At 69.9% G+C, this 19,704-nt stretch carries 15 protein-coding genes; 3 read left to right on the top strand and 12 right to left on the bottom strand.

Features of this window, described 5'->3' with window-relative positions; genetic code table 11:
* Positions 1 to 107 precede the first annotated feature (107 nt).
* Both GGR88_RS05860 and GGR88_RS05855 read left to right on the top strand, forming a co-directional pair.
* Positions 108 to 2,399 (top strand): glycoside hydrolase family 3 N-terminal domain-containing protein, encoded by a 2,292-nt coding sequence (locus tag GGR88_RS05860; protein ID WP_167953646.1) that lies wholly within the window; start codon positions 108 to 110, stop codon positions 2,397 to 2,399.
* Between the two features lie 38 nt (positions 2,400 to 2,437).
* The gene (locus GGR88_RS05855) at positions 2,438 to 3,685 is read left to right on the top strand and encodes an MFS transporter (protein WP_167953645.1); all 1,248 of its coding nucleotides are present in this window, start codon (positions 2,438 to 2,440) and stop codon (positions 3,683 to 3,685) included.
* 10 nt (positions 3,686 to 3,695) lie between these two features.
* On the opposite strand, the gene leuD is transcribed toward GGR88_RS05855, so the two are convergent.
* The 11 genes from leuD to GGR88_RS05800 form a co-directional block, all read right to left on the bottom strand.
* A complete protein-coding gene (gene leuD, locus GGR88_RS05850; protein ID WP_167953644.1) occupies positions 3,696 to 4,292 on the bottom strand; it encodes a 3-isopropylmalate dehydratase small subunit in 597 nt (198 codons plus the stop codon).
* On the bottom strand, positions 4,289 to 5,716 hold the full coding sequence (gene leuC / locus GGR88_RS05845) for a 3-isopropylmalate dehydratase large subunit (protein ID WP_167953643.1): 1,428 nt from the start codon (positions 5,714 to 5,716) through the stop codon (positions 4,289 to 4,291). The genes leuD and leuC overlap by 4 nt, the downstream gene beginning before the upstream one ends.
* Positions 5,713 to 6,777, bottom strand: a complete 1,065-nt coding sequence (leuB, locus tag GGR88_RS05840; protein ID WP_167953642.1) for a 3-isopropylmalate dehydrogenase — start codon at positions 6,775 to 6,777, stop codon at positions 5,713 to 5,715. Before leuB ends, leuC begins: the two co-directional genes overlap by 4 nt.
* The gene (locus GGR88_RS05835) at positions 6,774 to 8,363 is read right to left on the bottom strand and encodes a 2-isopropylmalate synthase (RefSeq protein WP_167953641.1); all 1,590 of its coding nucleotides are present in this window, start codon (positions 8,361 to 8,363) and stop codon (positions 6,774 to 6,776) included. Before GGR88_RS05835 ends, leuB begins: the two co-directional genes overlap by 4 nt.
* Entirely contained in the window at positions 8,363 to 8,614 is a 252-nt protein-coding gene (locus GGR88_RS05830) for an ACT domain-containing protein (protein ID WP_167953640.1), read from the bottom strand. Before GGR88_RS05830 ends, GGR88_RS05835 begins: the two co-directional genes overlap by 1 nt.
* Positions 8,611 to 10,314 carry an acetolactate synthase 2 catalytic subunit gene (gene ilvG, locus GGR88_RS05825; protein ID WP_167953639.1) on the bottom strand — a complete coding sequence of 568 codons (1,704 nt, stop codon included), beginning with the start codon at positions 10,312 to 10,314 and terminating at the stop codon, positions 8,611 to 8,613. The genes GGR88_RS05830 and ilvG overlap by 4 nt, the downstream gene beginning before the upstream one ends.
* Entirely contained in the window at positions 10,311 to 11,354 is a 1,044-nt protein-coding gene (ilvC, locus tag GGR88_RS05820; RefSeq protein ID WP_425338464.1) for a ketol-acid reductoisomerase, read from the bottom strand. Before ilvC ends, ilvG begins: the two co-directional genes overlap by 4 nt.
* Before the next feature lie 380 nt (positions 11,355 to 11,734).
* A complete protein-coding gene (locus tag GGR88_RS05815; RefSeq protein ID WP_167953637.1) occupies positions 11,735 to 12,997 on the bottom strand; it encodes a glutamate-5-semialdehyde dehydrogenase in 1,263 nt (420 codons plus the stop codon).
* Positions 12,994 to 14,130 carry a glutamate 5-kinase gene (gene proB / locus GGR88_RS05810; protein ID WP_167953636.1) on the bottom strand — a complete coding sequence of 379 codons (1,137 nt, stop codon included), beginning with the start codon at positions 14,128 to 14,130 and terminating at the stop codon, positions 12,994 to 12,996. Before proB ends, GGR88_RS05815 begins: the two co-directional genes overlap by 4 nt.
* On the bottom strand, positions 14,127 to 15,947 hold the full coding sequence (locus GGR88_RS05805; RefSeq protein ID WP_167953635.1) for a monovalent cation:proton antiporter-2 (CPA2) family protein: 1,821 nt from the start codon (positions 15,945 to 15,947) through the stop codon (positions 14,127 to 14,129). The genes proB and GGR88_RS05805 overlap by 4 nt, the downstream gene beginning before the upstream one ends.
* Positions 15,948 to 15,985: 38 nt before the next feature.
* On the bottom strand, positions 15,986 to 18,166 hold the full coding sequence (locus tag GGR88_RS05800) for a histidine kinase dimerization/phosphoacceptor domain -containing protein (RefSeq protein WP_342449728.1): 2,181 nt from the start codon (positions 18,164 to 18,166) through the stop codon (positions 15,986 to 15,988).
* A 101-nt stretch (positions 18,167 to 18,267) separates the two neighbouring features.
* Here GGR88_RS05800 and GGR88_RS05795 point away from each other — a divergent pair, with 101 nt between their 5' ends.
* The gene (locus GGR88_RS05795; protein WP_167953634.1) at positions 18,268 to 18,774 is read left to right on the top strand and encodes a biliverdin-producing heme oxygenase; all 507 of its coding nucleotides are present in this window, start codon (positions 18,268 to 18,270) and stop codon (positions 18,772 to 18,774) included.
* Between the two features lie 19 nt (positions 18,775 to 18,793).
* On the opposite strand, the gene rpoH is transcribed toward GGR88_RS05795, so the two are convergent.
* Entirely contained in the window at positions 18,794 to 19,696 is a 903-nt protein-coding gene (gene rpoH / locus GGR88_RS05790) for an RNA polymerase sigma factor RpoH (RefSeq protein WP_167953633.1), read from the bottom strand.
* Between the last annotated feature and the right edge of the window lie 8 nt (positions 19,697 to 19,704).

Here is a 19,704-nt window from a genome sequence, read left to right as displayed (position 1 = left end):
CGCCGCTTGGTCGGCTGGTTGCTGAAACCGGTTACATCAATCTACTCTGGCGCTCAAGGCCGCGATTCGGCCATTCGGCAGATCAAGATCAATCCAAGGGGAGCGGAATGAACGACATGGGTCTCTCGCGGCGCGCGCTGCTGGCCGGCGGCGCGGCGATCACGGCCTGGGCGTCCAGCCCGGCGCGGGCGCTGCTGCTCCAGGGCGACGGGCAGGCGCTGCCCGCATCGGTTGAGCGCCTCCTCGGCGAGATGACGGTGGAGGAAAAGGCCGGGCAGGTCACCTTGATGGCGGCCGCCTGGGCCGGTGGCGCTGCCAACGCGCTCAATCCCATCACCGCCACCGCAAGCTTCGATGAGCAGCTCGAACAGACCCGGCGCGGCCGGCTTGGCGGCGTGTTCAACGGCAATGGCGCGGAAATGGCGCGCCGCATGCAGACGGTGGCCGTGCGCGAAAGCCGGCTGCGGGTGCCCCTCATCTTCGCCGCCGACATCATCCACGGCTTTCGCACCGTGTTCCCCATGCCGATCGCGGAGGCCGGCAGCTTCGATCCGGAGCTTGCCCGCCGCACCGCCCGTGTCGCGGCGGAGGAAGCGTCGGCCGCCGGCATCGACTGGACCTTCGCGCCGATGGTCGACATCGCCCGCGATCAGCGCTGGGGCCGCGGTGTCGAGGGCGCCGGCGAGGACATCCTCCTCGGCCGGATCATGGCGGACGCGCGCGTGCGCGGCTTCCAGGGTGAACGCGGCCTCGCCGCCGACACGGCGCTGATGAGCTGCGCCAAGCATTTCGCCGCCTATGGCGCGGCGGAAGCGGGGCTCGACTACAACACCGTGGACGTGTCGGAGCGCACGTTGCGCGAAGTCTATTTCCCGCCCTTCCAGGCCGCATTCGCCGCCGGATCGGGCACGACCATGGCCTCTTTCAACGAGTTGTCGGGCATCCCTGCGACGGCGAACGAATGGCTGCTGACCCAGGTGCTGCGCCGCGAATGGGGCTTCGACGGCCTCGTCGTGTCCGACTACACGGGCGACATGGAGCTGATCGACCATGGCTTTGCCGCCGATGCGCGCGATGCCACCCGGCTCGCCTTCATGGCGGGGGTCGACATGTCGATGCAGTCCGGCTTCTACCTGGAACATCTGCCCGGCCTCGTCGCATCCGGCGACGTGCCGATGGAGCGGCTCGACCAGGCCGTGCGCCGCGTGCTGGCGCTGAAGCAGCGCCTGGGCCTGTTCGACGATCCCTTCCGCCGCATCGATCCCCGGCGGGAGCGCACCCGCGTTCGCACGCCCGCGAACCTCCGCCTCGCACGGGAGGCCGGCGCCCGCTCGATCGTCATGCTGAAGAACGAGGGCGACCTGCTGCCCCTGCCCAAGTCGGGCAAGCGCATCGCCCTGATCGGCCCGTTCGCCGAAGGGCAGCATGACCTGGTCGGCACCTGGAACGTCTATGGCTCCGATGCGGAGGCGGTCGACCTCCTGACCGGCGTCCGTGCCGCCGTTGCCGATCCTTCGCTCGTCACCGCGGTCGCCGGCTCCGACATCGACGCGCCGCTGCCCGGCGGGATCGAGGCCGCCGTGCTCGCCGCCGCCGCCGCCGACATCGTGGTGCTCGCGGTGGGTGAGAGCCAGCGCATGTCCGGCGAGGCGCAGTCGCGCACCCAGATCATCGTCCCGCCCGCGCAGCAGGCGCTGGCCGATGCCGTCGCCGCCGTCGGCAAGCCCACCGTGGTCCTGTTGAAGAACGGCCGCGCGCTCGCGCTCACCGGTGCCATCAACGATGCGTCCGCCATCCTTGTCACCTGGTTCCTCGGCTCCGAGTCCGGCCCGGCAACCGCCGACATCCTCTTCGGCGACGTGGCACCGTCCGCGCGCCTGCCCGTCAGCTTCCCGCATGCGGACGGCCAGCAGCCCTATCATTACAGCCACAAGCCGACGGGCCGGCCCAACCCGCCCGGGCCGCTCCTCGAATACAAGGCGCGCTGGCGGGAGGGGCCGAACGCCGCCCTCTATCCCTTCGGCCATGGGCTCACCTACGGCCGCATCGGCTATTCCGCGCTCGATCTCGGCGGCGGCAGCTTGGCACCCGGCGGCACGCTGGTCGCACGCGCCACCGTCACCAACAGCGGCACGCGCGCCGCGACGGAGGTGGTGCAGCTCTACATCCGCGATCTCGCCGCCAGCATCACCCGCCCCGTGCGCGAGCTGAAGGCCTTCCGCCGGGTCGATCTCGCCCCGGGCGCGTCGGAGCAGGTCGAGTTCCGCCTGACCCGCGACGACCTGCTGTTCGTCGGCCAGGATCTCGGCCGCACGGTGGAGCCCGGCCGCTTCCGGCTGTGGATCGCACCATCGGCCGAGGCGGAGGGCGTCACCGGAGAGTTCACGCTCACCGCCTGACGATTGGACGAGGGGCACCGCGCCGGGCATAGCAGGGCATGGTCGATGGGGGCGGGGCGCGGATGACGGGCGAAGCGGGGGAGGCGCCGCTGCGCTCGTCCCGCTTCATCGTCGGCTACGGCCTCGCCAATGCCGGCGCCTTCATCGCCTTCATTCCGCTTCTCACGCTGCTCCTGCCGTCGAAGGCGGCCGAGATCGACCCCGCCGGCCGCGCGCTGCTGCTCAGCCAGATCGGCTTGGCGAGCGGGCTGACCGCCGCGCTCGCCAACCTCCTGTTCGGCGCGGCCAGCGACGCCACCCGCACCCGGTTCGGTCGGCGCCGTCCCTGGATCCTCGGCGGGCTCGCGGCGACGATCCTGTCGCTCCTGCTGATTGGCTGGGCGCCGTCGCCGGCCATGCTGCTCGGCGCGATGATCCTCTACCAGGTGTCGGTGAACGCCATGTTCGCGCCGCTGCTGGCGGTGCTGCCCGACATGGTGCCGGACCGGCAGAAGGGCACGGCCGCCGCCTGGGCGGGCCTCGCGCTTCCGGCCGGCTACTTCTTCACGGCGGGCGTCGTTGGCGTGCTGGTCGACGGGACGGCCACCCGCTTCACGGTGGTCTGCCTGGCCGTCGCGGCGCTGGTGCTGCCGTTCGCGCTCCGCCTGAGGGAACCGCGGGTGGCGGTCACGCCGGCCGGTCCGCGCCTCGGCTTTGCCGCCTTCCGCTTTCCAGACTTCCGCGCCGCCTTCCTGTCGCGCTTCCTCCTGGAAACAGGTGTGACGCTCAACATGCTGTATCTGCTGTTCTATTTGGGGGAGCGGACGGACGTCGCGGCGGCGCTGCCCACCTGGTCGGTTGATGCGGTGTTCAGCCTGCTGCTCGGCGCCTCGACCGCCGCCGGCCTGGCGAGCGGCTTTCTCGGCGGGCTGTTGTCCGATCGCATCCGGCGCCGCAAACCGCTGGTGGTTGCTGGCGGCCTCCTGATGTGCGCGGGCATCTCGACGACGCTGCTCGCCCCGGACTGGCCCGGCCCGCTTGTCGGCCAGGTGCTGTTCGGCACCGGCCACGGCCTCTACGCCACCACCACCATCGCGCTGATCGCGCTTGTCCTTCCCGATCCCGCCCGCACCGGTCGCGACCTCGGCGCGATGAACCTGTCGGTGGCGCTGTCGCAAAGCTTCGGCCCGCTGGTCGGCATCACGCTCTTTGCCGCCGGAGGCGCGCTCCCCTCCGTCTACATCGCCGGCACGCTCTTCGCCGCGCTCGGGACGGCCATGTTGCTGACGATCAGGGGCGTGCGTTGATGATGCCGCTTCAGGCGACGCGCGCCGAGGTCATCTGCCATCCCAGCTGCAGCGCCTGCGCCTCGTAAGCGTCAATTGCGCCTTCGCTCATCAGCGTCAGCCCGATTTCATCGCGCCCTTCCATCAGGCACTCGCGCCGAAACGCGTCCATGTCGAAGCCGAAGCGATCCCCCGCGCTCGTCGTCACGGCCTGGGCATCCAGGTCGATCTCGACCCAGCCCTGCGCCGCCGTCGCCAGCAACCGGTCGATCACCGCCTGCGGCAGCGCCACGGTCACCATGCCGTTCTTGAACGCGTTGCCGGAAAAGATGTCGGAAAAGGACGGCGCGATCACGGCCCGCACGCCCATGTCCATCAACGCCCAGACGGCGTGCTCCCGGCTCGATCCGCAGCCGAAATTGTCACCCGCGATCAGGATCGGCGCTTCGACATTTTCGGGCCGATTGAACAGGTTGTCGGGCAGGCTGCGCAACGTCTCGAATGCGAAGCGGCCAAGCCCGACCCGGCTGATCGTCTTCAGATGCTCGGCCGGGATGATGATGTCGGTGTCGACATTGGCCTGGCCGAACGGAATGGCTCGTCCCGCGATCCGGGTGACCGGCATCATGCCGCCAATTCCCGCACATCGGTGATCCGGCCCGTCACAGCCGCCGCCGCCGCCATTGCCGGCGACAGCAGGTGCGTGCGCGCGCCCGGTCCCTGCCGGCCGACGAAGTTCCTGTTGCTGGTCGATGCGCATCGCTCGCCCGCGGGCACCTTGTCCGGGTTCATGCCCAGGCACATCGAACAGCCCGGCTCCCGCCACTCGAACCCGGCGGCGGTGAACACGCGGTCCAGCCCCTCGGCCTCCGCCTGCCGCTTCACCAGTCCCGATCCCGGCACCACCAGCGCCTGGCGGATGCGGTCATGGACGCGCCGCCCCGACAGCACGGCGGCGGCCGCGCGCAGGTCCTCGATCCGGCTGTTGGTGCAGCTGCCGATGAAGATGTTTTTGACCGGCACCGCCGTCATCGGCATGCCCGGCTCCAGGCCCATATAGGCGATTGCCTTGCGCGCCGCCTCGCGCCGGGCGGGCTCGGCAAAGCTGTCGGGGTCGGGGACCCGGCCGGTGATCGGGACGACATCGTCCAGGCTCGTTCCCCAGGTCACGGTCGGCGCGATGTCGGCGGCGTCCAGCACGATCGATGCGTCGAAGGTCGCGCCTTCGTCGGTGTGAAGCGTCCGCCACCAGGCCGCCATCCGCTCCCACGCCGCGCCGGTGGGCGCCATCGGCCGGCCCGCGACATAGGCGATCGTCTTCTCGTCGGGGGCGAACAGGCCTGATCTCGCGCCCGCCTCGATCGACATGTTGGCCACCGTCAGCCGGCCTTCCACGCTCATCGCGTCAAAGGTGCTGCCGCGATATTCGATGACATGGCCGGTGCCGCCGGCCGCGCCCAGCCGGCCGATAATCGCCAGCACCACGTCCTTGGGCGTGACACCGGGGCCAAGGTCGCCGTCGACCCGAACTTCCATCGTGCGTGAAGGCTTCAGCAGAAGTGTCTGTGTTGCCAGCACATGTTCCACCTCGCTGGTGCCGATGCCGAAGGCAAGCGCGCCCAGCGCGCCATGCGCGGCCGTGTGGCTGTCGCCGCATACCAGCGTCGTGCCGGGCAGGGTGAAGCCCTGTTCGGGACCCACCACATGCACGATGCCCTGCGCCGCCGCCCGGTCGTTGATGAAGGGGATGCCGAACGCGGCGACGTTGCGCTCCAGCGTGGCGAGCTGTTCGGCCGATGCGGGATCGGCGATCGGCATCCGGCTGCCATCCGGCCGCACCCGAGGCGTGGTCGGCACATTATGGTCTGGCACCGCCAGCGTCAGATCGGGTCGCCGCACCCGCCGCCCGGCCATGCGCAGCCCCTCAAAGGCCTGCGGGCTCGTCACCTCGTGCACCAGGTGGCGATCGATATAGAGCAGGCAGGTGCCGTCCGGCCGCCGCTCCACCACATGCGCGTCCCAGATCTTCTGGTAGAGCGTCCGCGGCGTCATGCCGCCACCCGCGCCGCCGCGTCGATCCGGCCGCGCACTGCCGCGCCGAAGGCCGAACAGCGCGCCGTTCCACCCAGGTCGGGCGTCCGCACGCCGCCGGCGATCGCCTCCGCCACCGCCTGCCGAAGCGCGCCGGCCGCCCGTGTTTCGCCCAGCTGGTCCAGCATCATCGCCGCCGCTTCGATGGCGCCGGCCGGACTGGCGCGATCCTCGCCGGCGATGTCGGGGGCGGATCCGTGGATCGGCTCGAACATTCCGGGCCCGCCGTCGCCCAGGCTCGCCGACCCCAGCAGGCCGATCGATCCCGGCAGCACCGACAAGGCGTCGGACAGGATGTCGCCGAACAGGTTCTCGGTCAGGATGACGTCGAAGCGGGTCGGCCCCGTCACCAGCGCCATCGCCGCGGCATCCACATACATGTGGTCGAGCGCAACGTCGGGGTAGTCCGCGGCCACCGCCGTCACCACCCGCCGCCACAGCCGCGACGTCGCCAGCACGTTGGCCTTGTCGACCGACGTCACCCGCCCGCGCCGGTCCCGCGCCGCCTTGAAGGCGACATGCGCGATCCGCTCCACTTCGCCGCGGCTGTACCGGCACAGGTCGGACGCTTCCTCGTCGCCCTCCACCTTGTCGCCGAAATAAAGCCCGCCGGTCAGTTCGCGCACCACCAGCACGTCCGCGCCGGCCGCGATCCCGGCCTTCAGCGGCGACAGCGCGGGGTCGTCCACCCGCGCGGGGCGCAGGTTGGCGAACAGCCCCAGCGCCTTCCTGATCGCGAGCAGCCCGGTTTCCGGCGTCTCAGCGCCGCCCACCCAGCGCGGCCCGCCGACCGCACCCAGCAGCACCGCGTCCGCCGCCCGGCAGGCCGCCAGCGTCGCGTCGGGCAGGGGGGGCCCATGCCGGTCGATCGCCACCCCGCCGAAATCATGCGTGCTCCAGCGGACGTGAAAGCCGTGCGCGGCGCCGGCGGCGTCGACCGCCGCCACCGCCTCGCGCGTTACCTCCGGCCCGATGCCGTCTCCCGGCAGCACCGCCACCGTATAGGCCCTGTCCGACGTCATGCCGCCACCGCCTCGCGCGCCGGCATCGTCGCGCGCACCCGGCGCACCGCCTCGGCATTGCTGACCGCATCCAGATAGGCCGACACGCAGCACGGCAGGATGTCGCGCGCCCGCGCCCGCCCGGCGAAGATCTCGTCGCCGACCTCCACCTGCACCTCCACCAGCACGTTCGCGCCCTGGCCGTCGGCGGCAGGCTCGTCCGGGTCGATCGCGACATATTGCATGTCGAGCTGATGGACCCGCGCCGGCAGCCCCACGATCTGCGACACCGCCAGGAACGCCGCGTCCATCGCGCCCGGTGCGGTGGCGATGTCGGTCACCCGGCCGCGCTCGCCATGCGTCAGCTCCACCCGCGCCATCGGCTGCGCGCTGGGCGTCAGCGGCGCGCGGATCTCGACCTTGGCAAGGCTCCACAGCCGGTTGGCGCGCCCGCCCTCCTGATCGCCCAGAATCGACAGCAGCCGCGCCGTGTCCACGATGCCGACCTCGTCGGCGACCAGCTTGAAGGTGGCGAACGCCCGGTCCAGCGCGTCGCCCTCCAGCACGAAGCCCAGCGCCTTTGCCCGCGCCACCAGCGCATGGCGCCCGCTGTGCTTGCCAAGGACGATGCCGTCCGTCTGGATGCCGATATCCTCGGGTTTCATGATCTCGTACGTCTCGCGGTTCTGGAGGACGCCGTGCTGGTGGATGCCCGATTCATGGGCAAAGGCGTTGGCGCCCACGATCGACTTGTTGCGCGGCGGGTGGCTGTTGGTCGCCTGCGCCAGCGCGCGGCTCGCCCCCATCAGCCGGGTGGTGTCGATGTCGTGCGATACCTGGAACGCGTCGCCCCGGACGCGGATCGCCATCACCAGGTCCTCCAGCGCGCAATTGCCCGCCCGCTCGCCGATGCCGTTCATGGCGACCTCCACCTGCCGCGCACCACCGCGGATCGCCGCCAGCGAATTGGCCACCGCCATTCCCAGATCGTCATGGCAATGGGTCGACAGCACCGCGCCCTCGATCCCCTCGACATGGGTCGACAGGTGGCGGAACAGGTCGGTGATCTCCTCCGGCGTCGTGTAGCCCACCGTGTCGGGCACGTTGAGCGTCGTCGCCCCCTCGCGCGCGGCGATCGACAGCGCTTCGACCAGGAAGTCGCGCTCCGTGCGGATCGCGTCCTCGGCGGAAAACTCCACATCGTCGCAGCGCTCCCGCGCATAGGCGACATGCGCCTTGATCGCCTCCAGCACCTGGGCGCGCGTCATCCCCAGCTTATAGTCGCGGTGCGTCGGGCTCGTGCCCAGAAAGGTGTGGATCCGCCGCCGTGCCGCCGGCGCGATCGCCGCCGCCGCCGCATCAATGTCGCCGCGCGTGGTGCGGGCGAGCGCGCAGATCACCGGCCCCTCGACAGTGCGCGCAATCTGCTCGATGGCGCGTGCGTCCCCGGGGGAGGCGGCCGCGAACCCCGCCTCGATCACGTCGACGCGCAGCGCCGCCAATGCCCGTGCCACCCGCAGCTTGGCGTCCTCCGTCATGGAAAAGCCGGGCGCCTGCTCGCCGTCGCGCAGGGTGGTGTCGAAGATGGTGATGCGGGGCGTGGTCATCAGGCTGCACTCGCTTGGGGAACGGGGATGGTGTGGACGGCGGTGACGCCGTGGATGCGCCGGATCTGCGGCAGCAGGATCTCGGTGCGGCGGCTCCGGTCGCGCGGCTGGATGTCCAGCGTCATCGCCGCGGTCGGCCCGGCCTCGTCCATGACGATGCCGACGACGCGAAAGCCGCGCCGCTCCACCAATCCGATGATGCGCAGCACCGCGCCCTCGGCAACGGCGAAGTCGATTTGGATCCGGGTCACCAGCGCTTGTCCATCATCTGGGTGTTGGGCGTGTTGGGCGGCACCAGTGGCCACACATTCTCGCGCGGGTCGATCCGCGCATGGCACAGGATCGGCCCCGGCGTGCGGATCAGCCGCTCGATCGCACCCGCCACCTCGCTGCGGTGGTCGATGGTGAACGCCTCGATCCCGAAACTGTGCGCCACCTCGGCGAAATCGGGATTGTCGCTGAGGTCGATCTCCGAGAAATTCTCGGCGAAGAACAGCTCCTGCCACTGTCGCACCATGCCCAGCTGGCTGTTGTCGAACAGCAGCACCTTCAACGGCAGGCGGTACCGGCGGATCGTCGCCAGTTCCTGGATGTTCATCATGATGCTGCCGTCGCCGGACACGGTGATCACGGTGGCATCCGGCTCCGCCAGCAGCGCGCCGATCCCCGCCGGCAGACCATATCCCATGGTGCCCAGGCCCGCCGAGGTCAGGTGCGCCTGCGGCCGGATGAAGCGGCAATGCTGCGCCACCCACATCTGGTGCTGGCCGACGTCGCAGGTGAAGATCGCGCGGTCGCCCGCCGCCTCGGACAGCGCCTTCAGCATGGCGGGGGCATAGATGCCGCCGCCCGGCGCGTCATAGTCGAAGGCGTGCCTCCGCTTCTGCTCCGCGCACCAGCGCGCCCAGCCGCCGATCTCGGGCGTCGCCTGGAACGCGTCCAGGATCGCGGACAGGTCGCCCGACAAACCGACCTCCGCGCGCCGCAGCTTGCCGATTTCGGCCGGGTCGCCGTCGATGTGGATCACCCGGGCCTTTGGCGCGAACGCGTCCAGCTTGCCGGTCGCGCGGTCGTCGAAGCGCGCACCGACGCAGATCAGCAGGTCGGCCTCGTCCACCGCCAGGTTCGCGCCCTTCAGCCCGTGCATGCCCAGCATGCCCAGGAAGTGCGGGTCGTCCGTCGGGATCGCGCCCAGGCCCTTCAGCGTCGCGACCGACGGCATGCCGGTGCGCGCGGCAAAGTCGCGCAGCGCCCGTTCGCCCCGCGCGATGCCGACGCCGCCGCCGAAATACAGCAGTGGCGCCTTCGCTCCCGCGATCAGCGCGTCGGCCGCGGCCAGCGCGGCCAGGTCGATCGGCGCATGCTCGGGCTCGGGCAGCACGATGGGGGCGGGGGCCGCGGTGCCCACCGCCATGTCCTTGGGCAGGTCGATCAGCACGGGGCCCGGCCGCCCGCTGCGCGCCAGCGCGAACGCCTCGGCGAACACCGCGGGGATCTCCGCGACCGATCGGATGATGTAGCTGTGCTTCACGATCGGCAGCGTGATGCCGAAGATGTCGACTTCCTGGAACGCATCGGTGCCGATCAGCGGCGACGCGACCTGCCCGGTGATCGCCACCATCGGCACCGAATCCAGAAAGGCGTTGGCGATGCCGGTGACCAGGTTCGTCGCGCCCGGCCCGGACGTGGCGATGCACACGCCCGGCCGGCCCGTCACCCGGCCATAGGCGTCGGCGGCCAGCGCCGCGCCCTGTTCGTGCCGCACCAGGATGTGGGTCAGCGACGATCCCGGCAGCGCATCGTACACGGGCATGATCGCGCCGCCGGGATAGCCGAAGATGTGCGTCACACCCTCGCGCCCCAGCGCCTCCACGACCATCCGCGCGCCCGAGATCGGCTCGGGCGCGGGGTGGGTGTCGGGGGCGATATTGGCGAGGGTGGCCACGGTCATGCCGCCTTGGTCTCGGCCGCCGCCGTCTTGGCGTCGGCGCTCTTCTGCAGCCACGCCATGTGGCGGCGCAGTTCCGCGCCGGTCTTCTCGATCGGCCGGGCCCGGTCCTCGTCCCACATGCGCTGGTATTCCGGCTTCCCGGCCTCGTTCTCGGCGATCCACGCCTTGGCGAAGCTGCCGTTCTGGATGTCGGTCAGCACTTCCTTCATCCGCGCGCGCGTCTCGTCGTTGATGACGCGCGGACCGGACACGAAGTCGCCGTACTTCGCCGTCTCGGAAATGAAGTGCAGCATCTTCTCCAGCCCGCCTTCGTACAGCAGGTCGACGATCAGCTTCAGCTCGTGCAGGCACTCGAAATAGGCGACCTCGGGCTGGTAGCCCGCCTCCACCAGCGTCTCGAACCCGGCATTGATCAGCTCGGACGCACCGCCGCACAGCACCGCCTGCTCGCCGAACAGGTCGGTCTCCGTCTCCTCCGGAAAGGTCGTCTCGATCGCGCCGGCCGTGGTGCCGCCGATGCCCGATGCATAGGCCAGCGCCCGGTCGCGCGCCTTGCCGGTCGCGTCCTTGTGGACGGCGAACAGCGCCGGCACGCCGCGCCCGATCTCGTATTCGCGCCGCACCAGGTCGCCGGGGCCCTTCGGCGCCACCAGGATCACGTCGATGTCGGCGCGCGGGCTGATCTGTCCGTAGATGACGGAAAAGCCATGCGCTACCAGCAGCGCCGCGCCCGGCTGGATGTTGGGCGCGATATCCTCCTCGTACACCGACTTGTGCGCCATGTCGGGGGTCAGCAGCGCGATCAGCTGGGCCTGGGCTGCCGCGTCGGCGGGGGAGGTGGTGCGGAAGCCGTCGCGCCGTGCGGTCAGCTCCGCCTTGCCGCCGCTCCGTGCGCCGACGATCACGTCGAACCCGCTGTCGCGCAGGTTGCGGGCATGGGCCCGTCCCTGGCTGCCATAACCGATGACGGCGATGCTTCCGCCGCTCAGCGCCTGCCGGTTGGCGTCCTTTTCCGTGTAGATCGTCGCCACTGATTGCACTCCCTGATCATCTGCAAACACAAAAAACCCCGCTCCGGGTGGGAGCGGGGTGGGTTTCTGTTCCTCGGGTTCCGTCTCGGACCCTCAGCCAGACCCGGGCACCGCTCCCGGTATGAAGCCGATAAGTACGAGAAGAAGCAGCCCGCCCGCGGGGTGCGCGGCGTTCGATGCGACGTCCATGTTCCGTTCGAACGAGGTCACGTGCAGGCCCATTCCAAGGCGGCGCCGGTGCGCCGCGTCGCCGCCGTCTCTACAGAAGACAGGAAATTACGCAAGAGGGTAAATGCACGATTGTTCGTTTCGTTTTTGCGTTTCGTGCAATCCTGACCGGGCGGCGCGGCAGATGTGGGGAAGGGGGTTGCCCTGCCCGTCTCAAGGTTTCAGGGGCGCACCTGCCCGGACCCGCGAACCACATATTTGTACGTCGTCAGCCCTTCGGCGCCGACCGGCCCGCGTGCGTGCAGCCGCGCGGTCGAAATGCCGATCTCTCCGCCAAAGCCGAACTCGCCGCCGTCCGCATATTGCGTCGACGCGTTCACCAGCACGATCGCGCTGTCGACCATCTGCACGAAGCGGTCGGCCGCCGCCGCATCCTCGGTGATGATCGCCTCGGTATGGCCCGAACCATGGCGTCGGATGTGGGCCGCCGCGCCCTCCACCCCGTCGACCAGCGCGACCGCCAGGATCGGCGCCAGGTATTCGGTCGACCAGTCGTCTTCGGTCGCCGCCGCCATGTTCGGGACGATCGCGCGTGCGCCGTCGTCGCCGCGCAGCGCGCACCCGGCCGCGATCAGGTCCGCGGCGATCGGCGGCAGCAGCCGGGGGGCGGCGTCGCGGTCCACCAGCAGCGTCTCGGTCGCGCCGCACACCGACACGCGCCGCATCTTGGCGTTCACCACCACGGCGCGCGCCATGTCGATGTCGGCGGCGGCATGGACAAAGCTGTGGCACAGCCCCTCCAGATGCCCCAGCACGGGCACCTTCGCCTCTGCCTGCACGCGCGCGACAAGGCTCTTGCCGCCGCGTGGGATCAGCAGGTCGATCGTCCCGTTCAGCCCGCCCAGCATCAGGCCCACCGCCGCGCGGTCGGGCGTGTCGATCAGCTGGACGGCGGTCGGCGGCAGCCCGGCGTCGCGCAGCCCCGCCGCCACGACCTCCGCGATCGCCAGCGATGATCGCAGGCAGTCGGACCCGCACCGCAGGATCGCGGCATTGCCCGACCGGATCGCCAGCGCCGCCGCATCCGCCGTCACGTTCGGGCGGCTCTCGAAGATCACCGCCAGCACGCCGATCGGCACCCGCACCCGCGCGATGTCCAGCCCGTTCGGCCGCGTCCAGCGCGCCATCTCCTCGCCGACCGGGTCGGGCTGCGCGGCGATCGTCGCGACCGCGTCCGCCATGTCGCGGATCCGCGCCGGGGTCAGCGTCAGCCGGTCGATCAGCGCGTCGGACATTCCGCCCGCGCGCGCCGCCGCGATGTCCTCCGCGTTGGCCGCCAGGATCGCCTCAGATGCGGCCGCCAAGCCATTGAAAATGCGCGAAAGTGCATCCGTCCGCACCGCCGCCGATGCCATCGCCATCGCCGCCGCCGCCGAGCGGGCACCCCGTCCAACGGCGTCAACTTGCCCCTCAAGCGTGCTCATCGTCCCGCCTCCAGCACCATGTCGTCCCGGTGCACCACAGCCGCCGGCCCGCGATAGCCCAGCACCGCCGCCGCCTCGTCGCTCCGCCGTCCCATGATCTTCAGGACAGCCTCCGACCCATAGCCGCTGATGCCCAGCCCCAGCACGCCGCCGGGCCCGACGAGCCGAACGCAGTCGCCCTTGCCGAACCGGCCCTCGACGCCGCTGATCCCCGCCGCCAGCAGGCTCCGGCCCTCGTCCAGCGCCGCCGCCGCACCCCGATCGATCCTCAGCTCTCCCGCCACCGCCAGGCTCCCGGCGATCCACTGCTTGTACGCCGCCATCGGCGTCGCCCGCGCGGTGACCAGCGTCGCCCGCGCACCCGCCCGGATCGCCGCCAGCGGCCGCTCGACCGTCCCGTCCGCGATGATCGTCGCACACCCGGCCGATCGCGCGATCGCCGCCGCGGCAAGCTTCGTCGCCATCCCGCCGGTGCCCACGCCCGCCGCCTGGTTCGGGCCGCCCGCCATCGCCATCACCTCCGGCGTCAGCGCGTCGACGATCGGCAGATGCCGCGCCGCCGGATCCCTCCGCGGATCGGTGCTGTACAATCCGTCGATGTCCGACAGCAGCACAAGCAGGTCGGCACGCGCCAGCTGCGCCGTCCGCGCGGCCAGCCGATCATTGTCGCCGTACCGCAGCTCCTCTGTCGCCACCGTGTCGTTCTCGTTGACGATCGGCAGCACGCCGTGCCCGATCAGCGCCTCCACCGTCGCCCGCGCGTTCAGCCAGCGTCGACGCCGCTCCGTATCGTCCGGCGACAACAGCAGCTGGGCCCCCACCACGCCATGGGCACCCAGCGTGTCGCTCCACGCCTGCATCAGGCGCGACTGCCCGATCGCCGCCGCCGCCTGCTTGTCCGCCAGCCGGTCGGTCACGCCGCCCACGTCGCCGCGTCCGAGCGCAACGGCGCCTGATGTCACCAGGATCAGCTCGCGGCCTTCGCTCCGCAACGCCGCCAGATCCTCGGCCAGCGATCGCAGCCATCCGCCGGCGACCGCCCCGTCGCTGCCGATCAGCAAGGACGACCCCACCTTGATGACGATGCGTCTTGCGCCCGCCAACGCGGACGCGGGGGAGGGGGTGTCGGTCATCGCTCGATGGCCTCCGCCGCCTCCTCGTTCAGCGCCACGCCGCGCCGCTTCGGCGGGGTCAACGGCGCGGGCTCCGGCGTCGGCGTGTTGCGCCGGATGAGCTGGCGACCGGCAGTGATCCCGCCGACCAGCTGCAGCTCAAGCCGCTCCTCATCACGGCGCCGGACGTCGATCATGGTTTCGTCCGCCACCCGCTCGTCGACGCCCAGCTCGACCAGGATCGCCCGGCCGAACGCGATGGCGGACTCGAAGGTCTCGCGGATCTGGTAGTCAACCTTGGCTTCGATCAGCCGCAGCACATGCCCGCGGTCGAACGCGCGGACGAACAGCTTGGCGATCGGAAACTCGGCCCGGCACAACGCCACGATATGGTCGGCGACGTCCGCCCGGTCGACGCACACCAGGATCGCTTCTGCCCGCTCGGCGCCGGAGGCGCGCAGCACGTCCAGCCTCCCGCCATCGCCATAATAGACCTTGAAGCCGAACTTGCCCGCCGCCTGGATCATCTCGACGTCGTTCTCGATGACGGTCAGGTCGATGCCGCGGGCCAGCAGCGGCTGCGTGACGACCTGGGCGAAGCGGCCGAAGCCTATCACCAGGACGCGGGCATGGAGGTCGGCGGCAACGTCGATCCCGTCCAGCGACGGCGCGGGCCGCGGCATCAGCCGGGTCGTCGCGAGAAGAACCACCGGGGTCAGCGCCATCGACAAGATGACGATCGCGCTCAACACCGCTGCCTCGCCCGCCGCCAGCAGCCCCGCGCCCACCGCCGCTGCATACAGAACGAACGCGAACTCGCCGCCCTGCGCGAACAGCGCGGCACGCTCGATCGCCTCGGCGCGGTCGTTCCCCGCCACCCGGGCGACTGCGAAGATCGTCCCCGCCTTCAGCAGCATGAACAGCGCCACGCCTCCCACCACGAGCGGCCAGGCATCCACCACCAACCCGATGTCCAAGGACATGCCGACCGACAGGAAGAACAGGCCGAGCAGAATGCCACGGAAGGGCTCGATGTCGGCTTCCAGCTGGTGGCGGAAGTTCGATTCGGACAGCAGCACGCCGGCCAGGAACGCGCCCATCGCCATCGACAGTCCGCCTGCCTGCATCACCACGGCCGCGCCGAGCACCACCAGCAGCGCCGCCGCCGTCATCACCTCGCGCGCGCCGCTCCGCGCCAGGATCCGGAACATGGGGTCGAGCAGCCAGAGCCCGGCAGCGACCACGGCCGCGATGGCCGCGATCCCCATCAGCACGGCCAGCACCGGAGATTGCCCTTCCGCGCCGGTCACCAGCGCGCCCCACACGGCCACCATCGCCAGCAGCGGCACGATCGCGAGATCCTCCAGCAGCAGGATGGATATCGCGCGTTGGCCGGCAGTGGTCGCCGTCTCCCCGCGCTCTTCCAGCATCTGCATGATGACCGCGGTGGACGACAGCACGAACCCCATCGCCCCCACCACCGCCACGGCGGGCGGAAAGCCGGCCAGCATCGTCGCCACCGACAGGACCGCGCCGCAGCAAAGCACCTGTGCCGCGCCCAGTCCGAAGATCGATCGGCGCAGCGACCACAGCCGCGACGGCCGCATTTCCAGCCCGATGATGAAAAGGAACATGACCACGCCGAGCTCGGCGATGTGCATCAGCGTCTCGGGCTCGTCGAACAGCCGAAGGCCGAACGGCCCGATCGCCAGACCCGCGACGAGGTAGCCGAGCACCGAACCCAGTCCCATGCGCCGGAACAGCGGCACGGCCACCACGCCGGCGCCCAGCAGCGCCAATGCATGCCCCATGTCGACGCCGGTCGCTGCCTCGGCCATCCGCGCTCACCCCCTTCGTGTCGCGCCCGTGCAGGCGATCAGCTGTCCTGCAAAGGCGCCGTCAGAACCACCCGCAGACCAGGGCGTGCTTCCTGCTCCTCGATGGTGCCGTCGAGACGCGCCACCATCGCGCTCAGCATCCGGGTTCCGAAGCCGCTGCCCGCCTTGGTCTTGCCGGCCCCCTGGTCGGCCACGATCAGGCGGAAACGGTTGCGGATCTGCTCCAGCGAGATCGAGATCGGTCCCGGCGCACCGGCATAGGCATATTTGTTCGCGTTGATCACCAGCTCGGTCAGGATAAGGCCGACATTCACCGCCCGGTCCGTGGAGATCAGGATGGGCGCCAGGTCTAGCCGGATCATTGCCTTCCAGGCCGGATCCATGGACTCGGTGATCTCCTCCGCCAGCTCCTCGACATAGCGGGCCAGGTCCACCGCCTCGATGCGGTCGTCGGCATAGAGCCGGCGGTGCACCAGCGCGACCGCCGACAGGCGCCGCTGGGCCTCGCCAAGGCTGGCGGACAGCTGCGCATCGCCGCCCGCGCGTCCCTGCATGGACAGGAACGAGCCGACCAGCTGCAGGCTGTTCTGAACCCTGTGGTTCACCTCCCGCATCAGGTAGTCCTTCTGGACCAGCAGCGCTTCCTTGTCGACGATGGTCGCGCTCAGTTCCCGGTTCAGTTCGCGCAGCCGGCGGGTCTGGCGTGCCTCGAACAGGGTCCGCCGAAGCCGGGTCGCGGCCTCGATCTCCGCCAGCGTCCATGCGCGGCTGCGGCCGCGAACGGCCTCGCTCCAGGCCTCGAACGAGGCGCGCGGGCTCAGCGTCTCCCCCGGCTTCAGGTCCACCGCCTTGTGCGGGTTGCCGGCCCAGTTGACCACCTCGATTTGTTCCACACGAAACCACATCAGGATGATTGGCTCCTCGGTCGACATCGTCACCGCCAGGAGCCCGCTGGCCTGCTCGCGGAAGCGCGATGCTGGCGGGAAGATCGTTTCCAGCGCTGCGGTTGCCACCGGCTGGCCCAGCGCGCGCTGGGAAAAGCGCATCCCGATCTCGCGCACTTGGTCCTCCGCGGGAAGGTGACCGGTCGTGACCAGATCGGTGCCTTGCAGCACCGCAAAGCCGTCGGCGCCCATCATGCGCCGAAGGTCCTCGCTGGACGTCGTGAAGAAGTCGTCGATCCCCACGCCGTTGCCCAGCTTTGCCACCGCCGCGTCCTCGGACCCGCGCAGGCGAATCCGCTCGCGGTAGTTCTCCGCATCCTCCTTGGCGCGCACCTGCCGGGCGAAACCGCTCGCGAGCGCACGGGCCGTGGTCCGCACCCCGTGTGAGATCGTGCGCGGCGTGCTGTTGTGGCACGCGATCAGGCCCCACAGCACCCCGTCCTTGACGATGGAAATCGACGCCGACGCGCCCACGCCCATGTTCTTCAGGTACTGGACGTGCACCGGCGACACGCTGCGCAGCCCGACACAGCTCAGGTCCTGATCCGCGAACCGCCCATCGGGTCGCAGCGGTTGCGGCGTGTAACCGACATCCGGGATCACGCGCACCCGGTTCTGGATGTAGAGCGCGCGCGCCTGCTTCGGGATGTCCGAGGCAGGGAAGTGGTGGTTCATGAAGCTGCCGATCTCGGCCGACCGGCTTTCCGCCACCACGACCCCGGCATCGTCGTCCAGGAAGCGGTAGATCATCACGCGATCATAGCCGATCAGCTCGCGAAACGCGGTCGCGGCGGCGTTGCACAGCGACTGCAGGTCGGCCGCGCGCTCGAAGGCGGTGGTGACTGCGTCCAGTGCGGTCAGCAGCCGCGATGCCGTCCAGCTGCCCTCGTCCGGCTCGAGCTCGATCAGCACGGCACCCTCGGTGCGGTGCGCCAGCACCGAATAATCTTGGCCGGCATGGCTGTAGGGATCGAGCGCCAGCGTCGTCCCGTCCAGAAGATCGGCGGACTCGATCCGCCCGCGCACGTCCTGGCCGAGCAGCGCATCCACCGTTAGGCCGATCCACTCCGGCGCGATAACGCCCTCGATGTCTCCCGCACCGCCGACCACCGTCAGGTCGGCCGGATCCGCGATCAGCAGCAGCCCATGAGGCTGGATCGAGCCAGGCCTGTGGATCGGCTCCCGATCGCACGCGGCGACGTCCGGCCCCAGTGAGGATGGGTCGGTGCCGTCCGCCAGCGGATCGCCGGACACAGGAGGATCGTTACGCTTCACATCAAGCTCCTTGCTTGGCGGATGGCATGTCGCGCATCATTGTCGAAGGCAAGGGGGCGGGCTCACCCTCCAATTGGATTAGGCACCGGTTCGGGATTGAAATGATAAGCTTTCTGCGCGCCGAAACCGCCGAAATGCACGAGCGTGTCGACGGTGTCTTCGGCCGTTATTCGCTGACTGATACCGACAGCTATGCACGCCTGTTGCGGGCTCATGCCCTTGCTCTTCCGGCGGCCGAGCGAGTGCTGGAGAGCGTGCCGGGGCTTCCTGCCTGGCGGTCGCGCACCGATGCCCTGTCTGCCGATCTGTCCGCGCTCGGGACGCCGATGCCAGCGCCGCTGCCGCTTGCGCCCGCCGCCGGGCTCGCGGAGGCGCTCGGCATGCTCTACGTCACCGAAGGGTCGCGGCTGGGCGGTGTCATGCTGTCGCGCCAGGTGCGACCGGACCTTCCAAGCGCCTATCTGTCCGCCGGGCATCTCCCGGGCGAATGGCGCGCGATGGTCGCGGCCATCGATACGACGATCGCGGCTCTTGGTCCGGATGCCACGAAGGATGCGGTCGCCGGGGCGATCCGCACCTTCCAGCTCTACGAGACGGCGGCTCACTGACCGCCGCCGGTGCCGATGATCAGGCCGGAAGCAGCCGGCGGTCACCCGCCAGCCGCAACATCGCGCGCTGCAGCTTCTCGAATGCCCGCACCTCGATCTGGCGGACGCGTTCGCGGCTGACGCCGTAGACCTGGCTCAGCTCCTCCAGCGTTTTTGGATCCTCGGACAGCCGCCGCTCCTGCAGGATGTGCTTTTCACGGTCGTTGAGGTCGTCCAGCGCCTCCACCAGCAGGTCGTGCCGAACGGTCTTCTCTTCATCTTCCGCGATGATCTGGTCCTGCAGCGGGCCCGTGTCCTGCAGCCAGTCCTGCCACTGGCCCTCGCCGTCCTCGTTCATCGACACGTTGAGCGATGTGTCGCCGCCCATGGCCATGCGGCGGTTCATGGAGACGACATCGTCCTCGCTGACGCCGAGGTCGGTTGCGATCTTGGTCACGTCGGCGGGCTTCAGATCGCCGTCCTCGAACGCATCGAGACGGGATTTCATGCGGCGCAGGTTGAAGAACAGCTTCTTCTGCGCGGCCGTGGTACCCATCTTCACCAGGCTCCAGCTGCGCAGGATGAATTCCTGGATGGAGGCTCGGATCCACCACATCGCGTAGGTCGCAAGGCGGAAACCCCGGTCCGGCTCGAACTTCTTCACGCCCTGCATCAGGCCGATATTGCCTTCGGAGATCAGCTCGCTGACCGGAAGCCCGTAGCCGCGGTAACCCATGGCGATCTTCGCCACGAGCCGCAGGTGCGACGTTACCAGCTGCGCCGCCGCCTCCGGGTCGCCATGCTCGCTGAACCGCTTGGCGAGCATATATTCCTGCTCGGGCGTCAACAGCGGAAATTTCTTGATCTCGGAGAGGTAGCGGTTGAGGCTCGCCTCGCCGCCCAGCGCCGGGATGGTCGCGGGCAGGTTGCCTGCATTAGCCATCTGATCTG

The organism is Sphingomonas jejuensis (assembly GCF_011927695.1).
GTDB classification, from domain to species: domain Bacteria; phylum Pseudomonadota; class Alphaproteobacteria; order Sphingomonadales; family Sphingomonadaceae; genus Sphingomonas_K; species Sphingomonas_K jejuensis.
Note: the sequence above shows the minus strand (reverse complement) of the source record. Positions and strands in the feature narration are given on the sequence as shown.

Bases quoted from the DNA above. Each gene is read 5' to 3' on its own strand.
- GGR88_RS05860 (WP_167953646.1), top strand. From the start codon at position 108: ATGAACGACATGGGTCTCTCGCGGCGCGCGCTGCTGGCCGGCGGCGCG.
- GGR88_RS05855 (WP_167953645.1), top strand. From the start codon at position 2,438: ATGGTCGATGGGGGCGGGGCGCGGATGACGGGCGAAGCGGGGGAGGCG.
- leuD (WP_167953644.1), bottom strand. From the start codon at position 4,292: ATGATGCCGGTCACCCGGATCGCGGGACGAGCCATTCCGTTCGGCCAG.
- leuC (WP_167953643.1), bottom strand. From the start codon at position 5,716: ATGACGCCGCGGACGCTCTACCAGAAGATCTGGGACGCGCATGTGGTG.
- leuB (WP_167953642.1), bottom strand. From the start codon at position 6,777: ATGACGTCGGACAGGGCCTATACGGTGGCGGTGCTGCCGGGAGACGGC.
- GGR88_RS05835 (WP_167953641.1), bottom strand. From the start codon at position 8,363: ATGACCACGCCCCGCATCACCATCTTCGACACCACCCTGCGCGACGGC.
- ilvG (WP_167953639.1), bottom strand. From the start codon at position 10,314: ATGACCGTGGCCACCCTCGCCAATATCGCCCCCGACACCCACCCCGCG.
- GGR88_RS05815 (WP_167953637.1), bottom strand. From the start codon at position 12,997: ATGAGCACGCTTGAGGGGCAAGTTGACGCCGTTGGACGGGGTGCCCGC.
- proB (WP_167953636.1), bottom strand. From the start codon at position 14,130: ATGACCGACACCCCCTCCCCCGCGTCCGCGTTGGCGGGCGCAAGACGC.
- GGR88_RS05805 (WP_167953635.1), bottom strand. From the start codon at position 15,947: ATGGCCGAGGCAGCGACCGGCGTCGACATGGGGCATGCATTGGCGCTG.
- GGR88_RS05795 (WP_167953634.1), top strand. From the start codon at position 18,268: ATGATAAGCTTTCTGCGCGCCGAAACCGCCGAAATGCACGAGCGTGTC.
- rpoH (WP_167953633.1), bottom strand. From the start codon at position 19,696: ATGGCTAATGCAGGCAACCTGCCCGCGACCATCCCGGCGCTGGGCGGC.